Here is a 12,398-nt window from a genome sequence, read left to right as displayed (position 1 = left end):
CCATCAGAAGGTGTCTATTTGGCATGCGCCCGATATGGATTCCTTTTTACATATGAAGAAAGATTTACGAGAATACCAGCAGATATCATCATGAACACTAGGGAGGAGCCGCCATAACTAATGAAGGGAAGCGGAATGCCTGTGATCGGAAGAAGACCAAAGACAGCACCTAAATTAAAGACTGCTTGGAGCATGATTTGAAACGTAAGCCCGATCGTTAACAGTTTTCCAAAAGGGTCATGTAAAGCCCGCACAATTCGCATTGCGCGATACATGATGAGTAGATATGCACCCATCACAATCAAAATCCCCATGATGCCCAGCTCTTCACTGATAATGGCCATAATAAAATCCGTATGGGCTTCGGGGAGAAAGCCTAGCTTTTGAATACTCCCGCCTAAGCCATTCCCTGTCAGTCCGCCTGAATTCATTGCGAGATACGAATGAATCAGCTGATAGCCATCTCCATCTTCATACTGAAAAGGATCACGAAAAGAAGTCAGCCGCTTCAAACGGTAAGGTGCTGTCACTGCAAAAAAAGTGATACCTGCTACGGCAGTCGATCCTAGCAAAATAAGATGGCGCGTTTTCAGCCCAGCACATAATAAAATGATGCCACAGCTTGATAAAATAGACACAGCTGTGCCTAAATCAGGCTGCTTTAAGATTAATAAAAAAACAAGACTTAAAAGGATGAGTGGCGGTAGCACGCCTTTTTTAAAAGATGTAATGTACGCCTGTTTTTTCGCGTACACATAGGCAAAATAGATCACCATCACTAGTTTCACAGCTTCAGAAGGTTGGAGCATAAGAGAGCCCAGCTGAATCCACCGCTGTGAATTGTTTTTGACAACACCGATTCCAGGAATCAGGACTAGGATGAGACATAGCAATGACAGCATGACAAGCCATTTCATCCATTTACGATAAATCTGATAAGGGAAAAGAGCGGCAATGAAGAAAAAGAATCCCCCAATCAGGAGCCATTGCCATTGTTTGATAAAGAAATAGCTGCCCTTCTCATACTTCACTTCTCCTAAAGGATAACTTGCACTGTACACCATCAGTAAACCAAATAAGCAGAGGAACACAATCGTTCCAACAAGAACGCGGTCAACTTTTTTGAAATGAGATAGAAGAAATGCCATCATCTTCAATTCCAGTTGTCTCCAAACATATAGGATGATGACCTGATATTGACACTAAACACGAGGCCAATGGCGGTCATGTTAGTCAATAGCGCACTGCCTCCATAGCTGATAAAAGGAAGCGCAAGTCCCGTCACAGGCATTAAACCGATTGTCATCCCTACGTTTTGGAAAACTTGAAACACGATCAGCCCAACGACACCTGCACATATGTACAATCCATAAAGCGTATTAGCATGCATAGCCACATGAATGATTCGGTAAATCATCATTAAGTACAAACACATCAAAAGGGAGGCGCCGATAAAACCAAACTCCTCACCAATGACGGCAAAGATAAAATCCGTATGCGCTTCAGGGATATTACCTCCTTGTACTTGATGCCCCTGTGTAAAACCGCTACCTGATAATTGACCTGATCCAATGCCGAGCATCGATTGTTTCAGCTGATACCCGTATGTTGAATCAAATTCATCGGGAGAGAGCCAGCCATAAATGCGATCAAGCTGATGTGGCTTAATGATTTTTGTGAAATGCTCAAAGTGTTCGTTGTGTAAGTAGACCAAAAATGAAAGAAGTGCAAGAAAAGAAGCCATTAATGCGGCCATCATCTTGCTAGAAATTCCTGACACAAGCATCAGTGTAAAGGCGATAGATAATATCACGAGCGCTGTCCCTAAATCAGGCTGAATTAAGATGAGGAAAAAAGGGACAACGGTCCAGCAAACGATTTTACTTGTAGGAATGATGCTTTCTTTAAACGAAAATCGCTGATGCTTGTATTGGTTCAAGACAGCCGCTAGCAGCAGGATCACAAAAATTTTCATGAACTCTGATGGCTGAACTTTAATTGAACCGAAGCTGATCCATCTTTGGGATCCGTTTTGACTCGTTCCGAAAAAATGCACAAGAATAATGAGAAAAATACCACCTGTAAATAACCGAAAAGATAAACGCTCAAGAAGTTCATAATCAAAGTATGCAGCAACGGCCATAAGACCGAAACCGACGATATACCAGAAAATTTGTCTTTTGACGAAATAAAACATATCCTGCGATTCATACTGTCCTGATCCGCTATATACAGCTATCAGGCTGATGACAAATAAACAAATCACAGTGAGTAAAAGTATGAAGTCAATGTTGTACTGTTTTTTCATAGCTTCTTTTCCTGCTACCTATTTGTCAGCTGGTCTATGACGATTTTCACAGCCGCAGCATCATCAATATAGCCGATCGGAAAAATAAAATCTGGTATTAAGTCAACAGGCATAATGAAATAAAGGAGTGTGCCCCCCATCAGCATTAATTCTCGAGAAGTACCTCGTTCGGTCATAAATAAGCTGTACATGTCTTTCAAATGCTGAAGGAATGGCCCGGCGCCGTTTACCGCCTCCATCTTTTTCTCAAACTTTGCTGAGATCGTTTCTTTTCCCTCGTTTGTTTGGCTATAGGTCTCATATTCGTTTAGCTTTTGTTTCAATTTGGTCTGACTAAATGTACCGTCGTAGACCTTCTCATCTTTCAGTGTTTTTTCGATCTCTACGACCGTTTGTATGAACGTATCACTATGTACCTTTTCGTTTTTGATTGGAAACCCTGAAGCAGCTAATAGTTGATCTAATGATAGGTTCAGAGAATCTGAAAGCCGCTGCAGATGATTCAAAGTTGGTTTTCTTTTTCCATTCATGATTCGAGACAGTGTCGCTTTATCAATTCCTGTGTACGTGCTGAGCTCTCTTAAAGATAGAGAACGTTGTTGCAATCTTTCCTTTAAGAGAGACCCAAGCTCAGTTGTTTTAGAATCCATTTTACGCCATCCTTTGTATGATGTATCAACTCTTCTATAAAAGAAGTCGTACCCAATATAAAGGCATGTTGACAAAATGTCAACGAATATCCTTTATTGATTGAATTATAGGAAATAGGAATTTATCATAATAAAGATAGGATGAAAACAGTGAGAAGGAGTGGCGCGAATGAAGGTGAGGCATGCTGTACAACAAGATATTCCTAAAATTTCCGAAATACATGTGAAGAGCTGGCAGACGACTTATCAAGGCATTATTAATCAGGATTATTTGGATGGTTTAAATATAGAAGATCGAGAAGAGAGCTGGAGAAGAAGGTCACTTGAAGGGACGTTTGTCGCAGAAGATGCCGAGGGGGTATTTGGTTTTGCTTCTTTTGGAAAACAACGTGATGAGCGCTATCCAACATATGATGGAGAACTTTACGCGATCTATTTATTGCAAGAGAAACAGAGATCAGGAGCAGGTATTGCTTTAATTGCAGAAGGAGTGAGTTATTTAATAGAGAAAGGGTATCAGAATATCATGCTGTGGGTATTTGAACAAAATTCGGCAAAGCATTTTTATCAAAAGCTTCAACCTCATTTTGTCGTTACCAGCCAGTTCGAGCTGGCTGGCGAGAAGCATGATGAAATAGGGTATGGGTGGGAGCTGCCTGTATTAAATGACCATCTACACCGAATTAAATCGTCAGCTTCCAGTAATAATGAGAGAAAAAAGTGAAAAGCACAGCTAGCAACATATAAGAGATAAGAGGAGAAGCTTCTACTTTTCCTTTTATTCCTGCTATTTTTAAAGCTTCATGGAAACCTGCCAAAAAATAAGCAAGACTGAGAATATAGCAGCACAGCATAATGGAGTAAGGGTTCATTGGCGTACCTCCAACATGAAATCTTCTACTATTAATAGATTCCATAGAGCGGCAAATTATGCATAAAAAAATAACCAGCTGAAATCAGCCAGTTATTTTTGGTGCGGAAAAACCAAACGAGATGCACTTGGTATGAGTATGCAAAGAACGATACTGCAAATAATAAATGAAGGAACCATATATGTGCTGTTATAAATTAAAGAGTAAACCCAACCTGGAGTTCCTTTTGGTGCATAATGAGAAAAGAAAACAACACCAGAGATAAAGAACGTCAACAGTCTAAAGAAACTTGCAACAAATACGGATAAGGTAATATAGAAGAATTGCTGCTTTCGCTTTTGATCCTGAATGGCTTTTTTAATCAATCCAGAAAATAGGCCGCTTAGGGAAATGACAACAGATGCGACGAAATAATCGAGAAATCCTTGAACTGGTGTAGCGATAATAGGGCCATTCATCAGCTGAAGGCCTGCAATAAGCACACCAATGATAAACCCGGTTGATATTCCCCATCTAATAGACATAAGAATGACGGGTATCATAATCAGCGCAAGAGATCCGCCGTTCGGCATTCTTAAAAAGAGACCTGATAAGTAATCTAATACTAGTGCAAGTGAAGTCATAATTGCGATTTCCATCAGTCGTACCAATTGATTTGATTGCTGCATAAAAAAATCTCCCTTTTCATGAATTGAGCAAGGAGAGACCGTGTAAGGATGAGTATGTTATTCATAGAAAAACATATCGAGTTGAATACACCACATGTATTCAATTGAATCCACATTCCTACTTCAGTATTAACTGACAGGTTCAAAGGGTCAGAACAACGAATGTTCACTCTCAGCACAAAGCTCCCCCTGCGGTTATTTAGTTTTCTTCTATTATAAATATACTAAAGACCTTCAGGATCAACAATAGAGAATTCCTGTGACAATCAATTTTTGTATAATTATATAGGAAGAGATAAGAAAAAATAAATTATTTAGAAAAAATACTTGTTTCCTCTCTCAAAAGGTGTTATATTTGTATTCGCCGCTAAAACAGCGCGGTTATTAAATAACATAAAGAAAAAAGTTGTTGACTTTATCTTGATAGAATGTTATATTAATAAAGTCGCCTTTGAGAGACGGAGAAGATGATCTTTGAAAACTAAACAAGACAAAACGTACCTGTTAATTCGAGTTTTTATAAAAAAATCCTATGTTATATCATAGGTAGTCAGTCAAACGCTGACGAAAAACAAAACTTCGGTTTTGTACTTTTTCGGAGAGTTTGATCCTGGCTCAGGACGAACGCTGGCGGCGTGCCTAATACATGCAAGTCGAGCGAACAGAAGGGAGCTTGCTCCCGGATGTTAGCGGCGGACGGGTGAGTAACACGTGGGTAACCTGCCTGTAAGACTGGGATAACTCCGGGAAACCGGAGCTAATACCGGATAGTTCCTTGAACCGCATGGTTCAAGGATGAAAGACGGTTTCGGCTGTCACTTACAGATGGACCCGCGGCGCATTAGCTAGTTGGTGGGGTAATGGCTCACCAAGGCGACGATGCGTAGCCGACCTGAGAGGGTGATCGGCCACACTGGGACTGAGACACGGCCCAGACTCCTACGGGAGGCAGCAGTAGGGAATCTTCCGCAATGGACGAAAGTCTGACGGAGCAACGCCGCGTGAGTGATGAAGGTTTTCGGATCGTAAAGCTCTGTTGTTAGGGAAGAACAAGTGCGAGAGTAACTGCTCGCACCTTGACGGTACCTAACCAGAAAGCCACGGCTAACTACGTGCCAGCAGCCGCGGTAATACGTAGGTGGCAAGCGTTGTCCGGAATTATTGGGCGTAAAGGGCTCGCAGGCGGTTTCTTAAGTCTGATGTGAAAGCCCCCGGCTCAACCGGGGAGGGTCATTGGAAACTGGGAAACTTGAGTGCAGAAGAGGAGAGTGGAATTCCACGTGTAGCGGTGAAATGCGTAGAGATGTGGAGGAACACCAGTGGCGAAGGCGACTCTCTGGTCTGTAACTGACGCTGAGGAGCGAAAGCGTGGGGAGCGAACAGGATTAGATACCCTGGTAGTCCACGCCGTAAACGATGAGTGCTAAGTGTTAGGGGGTTTCCGCCCCTTAGTGCTGCAGCTAACGCATTAAGCACTCCGCCTGGGGAGTACGGTCGCAAGACTGAAACTCAAAGGAATTGACGGGGGCCCGCACAAGCGGTGGAGCATGTGGTTTAATTCGAAGCAACGCGAAGAACCTTACCAGGTCTTGACATCCTCTGACAACCCTAGAGATAGGGCTTTCCCTTCGGGGACAGAGTGACAGGTGGTGCATGGTTGTCGTCAGCTCGTGTCGTGAGATGTTGGGTTAAGTCCCGCAACGAGCGCAACCCTTGATCTTAGTTGCCAGCATTTAGTTGGGCACTCTAAGGTGACTGCCGGTGACAAACCGGAGGAAGGTGGGGATGACGTCAAATCATCATGCCCCTTATGACCTGGGCTACACACGTGCTACAATGGACAGAACAAAGGGCTGCGAGACCGCAAGGTTTAGCCAATCCCATAAATCTGTTCTCAGTTCGGATCGCAGTCTGCAACTCGACTGCGTGAAGCTGGAATCGCTAGTAATCGCGGATCAGCATGCCGCGGTGAATACGTTCCCGGGCCTTGTACACACCGCCCGTCACACCACGAGAGTTTGTAACACCCGAAGTCGGTGAGGTAACCTTTATGGAGCCAGCCGCCGAAGGTGGGACAGATGATTGGGGTGAAGTCGTAACAAGGTAGCCGTATCGGAAGGTGCGGCTGGATCACCTCCTTTCTAAGGATATATGGAGCAGTGTGCGTTTTCGTCTTGTTTAGTTTTGAAGGATCATTCCTTCAAGACATGTCTCTAGCGAGACAGGATTGTTCTTTGAAAACTAGATAACAATAAGTAATACATTCACATTGAATGCAATGCAAAGTTCATCACACATAGTGATTCTTTCTAAAGTAAGAAATGGTTAAGTTAGAAAGGGCGCACGGTGGATGCCTTGGCACTAGGAGCCGATGAAGGACGGGACGAACACCGATATGCTTCGGGGAGCTGTAAGCAAGCTTTGATCCGGAGATTTCCGAATGGGGAAACCCACTGCTCGTAATGGAGTAGTATCCATACTTGAATACATAGAGTATGAGAAGGCATACCCGGGGAACTGAAACATCTAAGTACCCGGAGGAAGAGAAAGCAAATGCGATTCCCTGAGTAGCGGCGAGCGAAACGGGAACAGCCCAAACCAAGAGGCTTGCCTCTTGGGGTTGTAGGACACTCTATACGGAGTTACAAAGGAACGATATAAGCGAAGAGGTCTGGAAAGGCCCGCCAAAGAAGGTAACAGCCCTGTAACTGAAATGTTGTTCTCTCCAGAGTGGATCCTGAGTACGGCGGAACACGTGAAATTCCGTCGGAATCCGGGAGGACCATCTCCCAAGGCTAAATACTCCCTAGTGACCGATAGTGAACCAGTACCGTGAGGGAAAGGTGAAAAGCACCCCGGAAGGGGAGTGAAATAGATCCTGAAACCGTGTGCCTACAAGTAGTCAGAGCCCGTTAAAGGGTGATGGCGTGCCTTTTGTAGAATGAACCGGCGAGTTACGATCCCGTGCAAGGTTAAGCAGAAGATGCGGAGCCGCAGCGAAAGCGAGTCTGAATAGGGCGCATGAGTACGTGGTCGTAGACCCGAAACCAGGTGATCTACCCATGTCCAGGGTGAAGTTCAGGTAACACTGAATGGAGGCCCGAACCCACGCACGTTGAAAAGTGCGGGGATGAGGTGTGGGTAGGGGTGAAATGCCAATCGAACCTGGAGATAGCTGGTTCTCTCCGAAATAGCTTTAGGGCTAGCCTCAAGGTAAGAGTCTCGGAGGTAGAGCACTGATTGGACTAGGGGCCCCTACCGGGTTACCGAATTCAGTCAAACTCCGAATGCCGATGACTTATCCTTGGGAGTCAGACTGCGAGTGATAAGATCCGTAGTCGAAAGGGAAACAGCCCAGACCGCCAGCTAAGGTCCCAAAGTATACGTTAAGTGGAAAAGGATGTGGAGTTGCTTAGACAACCAGGATGTTGGCTTAGAAGCAGCCACCATTTAAAGAGTGCGTAATAGCTCACTGGTCGAGTGACTCTGCGCCGAAAATGTACCGGGGCTAAACGTATCACCGAAGCTGCGGACTGTTCTTACGAACAGTGGTAGGAGAGCGTTCTAAGTGCTGTGAAGTCAGACCGGAAGGACTGGTGGAGCGCTTAGAAGTGAGAATGCCGGTATGAGTAGCGAAAGACGGGTGAGAATCCCGTCCACCGAATGCCTAAGGTTTCCTGAGGAAGGCTCGTCCGCTCAGGGTTAGTCGGGACCTAAGCCGAGGCCGAAAGGCGTAGGCGATGGACAACAGGTTGATATTCCTGTACCACCTCCTCACCATTTGAGCAATGGGGGGACGCAGGAGGATAGGGTAAGCGCGGTATTGGATATCCGCGTCCAAGCAGTTAGGCTGGGAAATAGGCAAATCCGTTTCCCGTAAAGGCTGAGCTGTGATGGCGAGCGAAATTTAGTAGCGAAGTTCCTGATTCCACACTGCCAAGAAAAGCCTCTAGCGAGGTGAGAGGTGCCCGTACCGCAAACCGACACAGGTAGGCGAGGAGAGAATCCTAAGGTGATCGAGAGAACTCTCGTTAAGGAACTCGGCAAAATGACCCCGTAACTTCGGGAGAAGGGGTGCTTCTTAGGGTGTTAAAGCCCCGAGAAGCCGCAGTGAATAGGCCCAGGCGACTGTTTAGCAAAAACACAGGTCTCTGCGAAGCCGTAAGGCGAAGTATAGGGGCTGACGCCTGCCCGGTGCTGGAAGGTTAAGAGGAGCGCTTAGCGTAAGCGAAGGTGCGAATTGAAGCCCCAGTAAACGGCGGCCGTAACTATAACGGTCCTAAGGTAGCGAAATTCCTTGTCGGGTAAGTTCCGACCCGCACGAAAGGCGCAACGATCTGGGCACTGTCTCAACGAGAGACTCGGTGAAATTATAGTACCTGTGAAGATGCAGGTTACCCGCGACAGGACGGAAAGACCCCGTGGAGCTTTACTGCAGCCTGATATTGAATGTTGGTACAGCTTGTACAGGATAGGTAGGAGCCTTGGAAACCGGAGCGCTAGCTTCGGTGGAGGCATCGGTGGGATACTACCCTGGCTGTATTGACCTTCTAACCCGCTGCCCTTATCGGGCAGGGAGACAGTGTCAGGTGGGCAGTTTGACTGGGGCGGTCGCCTCCTAAAATGTAACGGAGGCGCCCAAAGGTTCCCTCAGAATGGTTGGAAATCATTCGCAGAGTGTAAAGGCACAAGGGAGCTTGACTGCGAGACCTACAAGTCGAGCAGGGACGAAAGTCGGGCTTAGTGATCCGGTGGTTCCGCATGGAAGGGCCATCGCTCAACGGATAAAAGCTACCCCGGGGATAACAGGCTTATCTCCCCCAAGAGTCCACATCGACGGGGAGGTTTGGCACCTCGATGTCGGCTCATCGCATCCTGGGGCTGTAGTCGGTCCCAAGGGTTGGGCTGTTCGCCCATTAAAGCGGTACGCGAGCTGGGTTCAGAACGTCGTGAGACAGTTCGGTCCCTATCCGTCGCGGGCGCAGGAAATTTGAGAGGAGCTGTCCTTAGTACGAGAGGACCGGGATGGACGCACCGCTGGTGTACCAGTTGTTCTGCCAAGGGCATCGCTGGGTAGCTATGTGCGGACGGGATAAGTGCTGAAAGCATCTAAGCATGAAGCCCCCCTCAAGATGAGATTTCCCATTCCGCAAGGAAGTAAGATCCCTGAAAGATGATCAGGTTGATAGGTCTGAGGTGGAAGCGTGGTGACACGTGGAGCTGACAGATACTAATAGATCGAGGACTTAACCTATATTCTAATGTGAAGCTTGAACATTGTTATCTAGTTTTGAGAGAACATTCTCTCCATCAGGTTTGGTGGCGATAGCGAAGAGGTCACACCCGTTCCCATACCGAACACGGAAGTTAAGCTCTTCAGCGCCGATGGTAGTTGGGGGTCTCCCCCTGTGAGAGTAGGACGCCGCCAAGCTTTTCTAAGGATCAGTTCCATACGGAACTGGTCTTTTTTGTGCTTCTTGAGAAAATATGCTGTTGGTTGCACTTGTTTGATGAACGTTTGGACACTCTAACTCATTTACAAGCATGTGAAACACATTAAAACAAAAGAGATCGAGCGTTTCAGTTAAACCAGTAGAGAGTTAGGTTAATAGATGATAGAAGAGCTCTGTATCGTTATTAGTAGATAATTCTATTTCGGACATACTGTATCTAATGTGAGATGTTAATATTTATAAAGGAATTGCCCGTTTTTAAAGAGAATATAGAGTGGACAAGTTTAAGTGATGAACGTTAGATCACGCTGTTTGAATAGAGGAAATAACGGTCATTTGTTAAAAGAAATACGTAATGAAAATTGAAATAAATTTTTTTTAATATAGCCTTTACAAATGATGAAAACCTGTATATAATAATCTTTGTCGGATCGAGAGATTCCTACATAGTGGAGGATTAGCTCAGCTGGGAGAGCATCTGCCTTACAAGCAGAGGGTCGGCGGTTCGAGCCCGTCATCCTCCACCATATTTATTCTTACATAATGTTGGGATAGATAAAGCCGGTGTAGCTCAACTGGTAGAGCAACTGACTTGTAATCAGTAGGTTGGGGGTTCAAGTCCTCTTGCCGGCACCACTTTCATATGGTAAGATAGACAAGTCGCTTTTAAAGCGAGCCATTAGCTCAGTTGGTAGAGCATCTGACTTTTAATCAGAGGGTCGAAGGTTCGAGTCCTTCATGGCTCACCATTTTCATGCGGGTGTGGCGGAATTGGCAGACGCGCTAGACTTAGGATCTAGTGTCTTTATGACGTGGGGGTTCAAGTCCCTTCACCCGCATAGCCAAACAAAATAAAGAAATCCTGTAATGCGGAAGTAGTTCAGTGGTAGAACACCACCTTGCCAAGGTGGGGGTCGCGGGTTCGAATCCCGTCTTCCGCTTATACCATCCACGCCGGGGTGGTGGAATTGGCAGACACACAGGACTTAAAATCCTGCGGTAGGTGACTACCGTGCCGGTTCAAGTCCGGCCCTCGGCATTATACAATAAGCGCCCGTAGCTCAAGTGGATAGAGCGTTTGACTACGGATCAAAAGGTTAGGGGTTCGACTCCTCTCGGGCGCGCCATTAAGATCGGGAAGTAGCTCAGCTTGGTAGAGCACTTGGTTTGGGACCAAGGGGTCGCAGGTTCGAATCCTGTCTTCCCGACCATCTTTTATGGGGCCTTAGCTCAGCTGGGAGAGCGCCTGCCTTGCACGCAGGAGGTCAGCGGTTCGATCCCGCTAGGCTCCACTTTTAAAAGATTATTTTGATCATGGCGGTGTAGCTCAGCTGGCTAGAGCGTACGGTTCATACCCGTGAGGTCGGGGGTTCGATCCCCTCCGCCGCTATAAAGGACCTTTAGCTCAGTTGGTTAGAGCAGACGGCTCATAACCGTCCGGTCGTAGGTTCGAGTCCTACAAGGTCCACCATCTATACGGAGGAATACCCAAGTCCGGCTGAAGGGATCGGTCTTGAAAACCGACAGGGGTGTCAAAGCCCGCGGGGGTTCGAATCCCTCTTCCTCCGCCATATTTTTTAAAAACTTATATCATCGCGGGGTGGAGCAGTTCGGTAGCTCGTCGGGCTCATAACCCGAAGGTCGCAGGTTCAAATCCTGCCCCCGCAACCAAATTATTTTATTTACCAATGGGGAATGCTCTTTGAGTACAACCAAAATGGTCCGGTAGTTCAGTTGGTTAGAATGCCTGCCTGTCACGCAGGAGGTCGCGGGTTCGAGTCCCGTCCGGACCGCCATTTTTAAAATGAATACTTGGCTCGGTAGCTCAGTTGGTAGAGCAACGGACTGAAAATCCGTGTGTCGGCGGTTCGATTCCGTCCCGAGCCACTTTTATAAAAAAATATTGATAGTATGGCGGTTGTGGCGAAGTGGTTAACGCACCAGATTGTGGCTCTGGCACTCGTGGGTTCGATTCCCATCAATCGCCCCATACATATTTTTGCGGGTGTAGTTTAGTGGTAAAACCTCAGCCTTCCAAGCTGATGTCGTGGGTTCGATTCCCATCACCCGCTCCATTTGTATATCCGTTCATGGGCCTGTAGCTCAGCTGGTTAGAGCGCACGCCTGATAAGCGTGAGGTCGGTGGTTCGAGTCCACTCAGGCCCACCATGATATTCCGCAGTAGCTCAGTGGTAGAGCTATCGGCTGTTAACCGATCGGTCGTAGGTTCGAGTCCTACCTGCGGAGCCAAATGGAGAAGTACTCAAGTGGCTGAAGAGGCGCCCCTGCTAAGGGTGTAGGTCGCGCGAGCGGCGCGAGGGTTCAAATCCCTCCTTCTCCGCCATTTATCTGGCCCGTTGGTCAAGCGGTTAAGACACCGCCCTTTCACGGCGGTAACACGGGTTCGAATCCCGTACGGGTCATGTTTAAAAGAGATCTTGTCAAAG

5 protein-coding genes, 21 tRNA genes, 3 rRNA genes and 1 riboswitch are annotated in these 12,398 nt (G+C 46.5%); of the genes, 25 read left to right on the top strand and 4 right to left on the bottom strand.

Annotated elements, in window-relative coordinates; genetic code table 11:
• Positions 1–14: 14 nt before the first annotated feature.
• Genes ftsW through MHI33_RS16875 form a run of 3 tightly spaced genes read right to left on the bottom strand, consistent with a single transcriptional unit; the run spans position 15 to position 2,958 of the window.
• The gene (gene ftsW, locus MHI33_RS16885; RefSeq protein ID WP_445661792.1) at positions 15–1,148 is read right to left on the bottom strand and encodes a putative lipid II flippase FtsW; all 1,134 of its coding nucleotides are present in this window, start codon (positions 1,146–1,148) and stop codon (positions 15–17) included.
• Positions 1,149–1,153: 5 nt separating this feature from the next.
• On the bottom strand, positions 1,154–2,308 hold the full coding sequence (gene rodA, locus MHI33_RS16880; RefSeq protein WP_106067637.1) for a rod shape-determining protein RodA: 1,155 nt from the start codon (positions 2,306–2,308) through the stop codon (positions 1,154–1,156).
• A 14-nt stretch (positions 2,309–2,322) separates the two neighbouring features.
• On the bottom strand, positions 2,323–2,958 hold the full coding sequence (locus tag MHI33_RS16875) for a DUF1232 domain-containing protein (RefSeq protein ID WP_126741614.1): 636 nt from the start codon (positions 2,956–2,958) through the stop codon (positions 2,323–2,325).
• 169 nt (positions 2,959–3,127) lie between these two features.
• Here MHI33_RS16875 and MHI33_RS16870 point away from each other — a divergent pair, with 169 nt between their 5' ends.
• The gene (locus MHI33_RS16870; RefSeq protein ID WP_326480578.1) at positions 3,128–3,682 is read left to right on the top strand and encodes a GNAT family N-acetyltransferase; all 555 of its coding nucleotides are present in this window, start codon (positions 3,128–3,130) and stop codon (positions 3,680–3,682) included.
• A gap of 240 nt (positions 3,683–3,922) precedes the next feature.
• On the opposite strand, the gene thiT is transcribed toward MHI33_RS16870, so the two are convergent.
• Positions 3,923–4,498: an energy-coupled thiamine transporter ThiT gene (gene thiT / locus MHI33_RS16865; protein ID WP_044140737.1), complete on the bottom strand. Its 576-nt coding sequence runs from the start codon at positions 4,496–4,498 to the stop codon at positions 3,923–3,925.
• A 98-nt stretch (positions 4,499–4,596) separates the two neighbouring features.
• Positions 4,597–4,698, bottom strand: a riboswitch (TPP riboswitch).
• 392 nt (positions 4,699–5,090) lie between these two features.
• Here thiT and MHI33_RS16860 point away from each other — a divergent pair.
• The 24 genes from MHI33_RS16860 (at position 5,091) to MHI33_RS16745 (ending at position 12,374) form a co-directional block, all read left to right on the top strand.
• Positions 5,091–6,639: ribosomal RNA gene (locus MHI33_RS16860) — 16S ribosomal RNA — on the top strand.
• 182 nt (positions 6,640–6,821) lie between these two features.
• A 23S ribosomal RNA gene (locus MHI33_RS16855) occupies positions 6,822–9,752 on the top strand.
• Positions 9,753–9,813: 61 nt separating this feature from the next.
• Positions 9,814–9,929 (top strand): 5S ribosomal RNA (gene rrf / locus MHI33_RS16850).
• The 16S, 23S and 5S rRNA genes sit together here with 21 tRNA genes alongside, the layout of an rRNA operon.
• Before the next feature lie 473 nt (positions 9,930–10,402).
• Positions 10,403–10,478, top strand: a tRNA-Val gene (locus MHI33_RS16845).
• Positions 10,479–10,511: 33 nt separating this feature from the next.
• A tRNA-Thr gene (locus MHI33_RS16840) sits at positions 10,512–10,587 on the top strand.
• 37 nt (positions 10,588–10,624) lie between these two features.
• Positions 10,625–10,700, top strand: a tRNA-Lys gene (locus tag MHI33_RS16835).
• 7 nt (positions 10,701–10,707) lie between these two features.
• Positions 10,708–10,790, top strand: a tRNA-Leu gene (locus MHI33_RS16830).
• Between the two features lie 30 nt (positions 10,791–10,820).
• A tRNA-Gly gene (locus MHI33_RS16825) sits at positions 10,821–10,892 on the top strand.
• Between the two features lie 12 nt (positions 10,893–10,904).
• Positions 10,905–10,990, top strand: a tRNA-Leu gene (locus tag MHI33_RS16820).
• 11 nt (positions 10,991–11,001) lie between these two features.
• A tRNA-Arg gene (locus MHI33_RS16815) sits at positions 11,002–11,078 on the top strand.
• A 7-nt stretch (positions 11,079–11,085) separates the two neighbouring features.
• A tRNA-Pro gene (locus MHI33_RS16810) sits at positions 11,086–11,162 on the top strand.
• A gap of 8 nt (positions 11,163–11,170) precedes the next feature.
• A tRNA-Ala gene (locus MHI33_RS16805) sits at positions 11,171–11,243 on the top strand.
• Positions 11,244–11,267: 24 nt separating this feature from the next.
• Positions 11,268–11,341, top strand: a tRNA-Met gene (locus MHI33_RS16800).
• Between the two features lie 4 nt (positions 11,342–11,345).
• Positions 11,346–11,422 (top strand) — tRNA-Ile (locus MHI33_RS16795).
• A gap of 7 nt (positions 11,423–11,429) precedes the next feature.
• Positions 11,430–11,522 (top strand) — tRNA-Ser (locus MHI33_RS16790).
• Positions 11,523–11,545: 23 nt separating this feature from the next.
• Positions 11,546–11,622 (top strand) — tRNA-Met (locus MHI33_RS16785).
• 48 nt (positions 11,623–11,670) lie between these two features.
• Positions 11,671–11,747 (top strand) — tRNA-Asp (locus tag MHI33_RS16780).
• An 18-nt stretch (positions 11,748–11,765) separates the two neighbouring features.
• Positions 11,766–11,838 (top strand) — tRNA-Phe (locus tag MHI33_RS16775).
• 27 nt (positions 11,839–11,865) lie between these two features.
• Positions 11,866–11,941 (top strand) — tRNA-His (locus MHI33_RS16770).
• Positions 11,942–11,952: 11 nt separating this feature from the next.
• Positions 11,953–12,026: transfer RNA gene (locus tag MHI33_RS16765), tRNA-Gly, on the top strand.
• A gap of 17 nt (positions 12,027–12,043) precedes the next feature.
• Positions 12,044–12,120, top strand: a tRNA-Ile gene (locus MHI33_RS16760).
• Positions 12,121–12,126: 6 nt separating this feature from the next.
• Positions 12,127–12,201 (top strand) — tRNA-Asn (locus MHI33_RS16755).
• Positions 12,202–12,204: 3 nt separating this feature from the next.
• Positions 12,205–12,295, top strand: a tRNA-Ser gene (locus MHI33_RS16750).
• Between the two features lie 7 nt (positions 12,296–12,302).
• Positions 12,303–12,374: transfer RNA gene (locus MHI33_RS16745), tRNA-Glu, on the top strand.
• Positions 12,375–12,398 lie beyond the last annotated feature (24 nt).

The organism is Bacillus sp. FSL K6-2971 (assembly GCF_038006405.1).
GTDB lineage: Bacteria > Bacillota > Bacilli > Bacillales > Bacillaceae > Bacillus > Bacillus pumilus.
This window is presented reverse-complemented; position numbering and strand designations above follow the sequence as displayed.

What these genes read in the sequence shown, in the direction of transcription:
- thiT (WP_044140737.1), bottom strand. Translation starts at nt 4,498, where the DNA reads ATGCAGCAATCAAATCAATTGGTACGACTGATGGAAATCGCAATTATG.
- MHI33_RS16875 (WP_126741614.1), bottom strand. Translation starts at nt 2,958, where the DNA reads ATGGATTCTAAAACAACTGAGCTTGGGTCTCTCTTAAAGGAAAGATTG.
- ftsW (WP_445661792.1), bottom strand. Translation starts at nt 1,148, where the DNA reads ATGGCATTTCTTCTATCTCATTTCAAAAAAGTTGACCGCGTTCTTGTT.
- rodA (WP_106067637.1), bottom strand. Translation starts at nt 2,308, where the DNA reads ATGAAAAAACAGTACAACATTGACTTCATACTTTTACTCACTGTGATT.
- MHI33_RS16870 (WP_326480578.1), top strand. Translation starts at nt 3,128, where the DNA reads ATGAAGGTGAGGCATGCTGTACAACAAGATATTCCTAAAATTTCCGAA.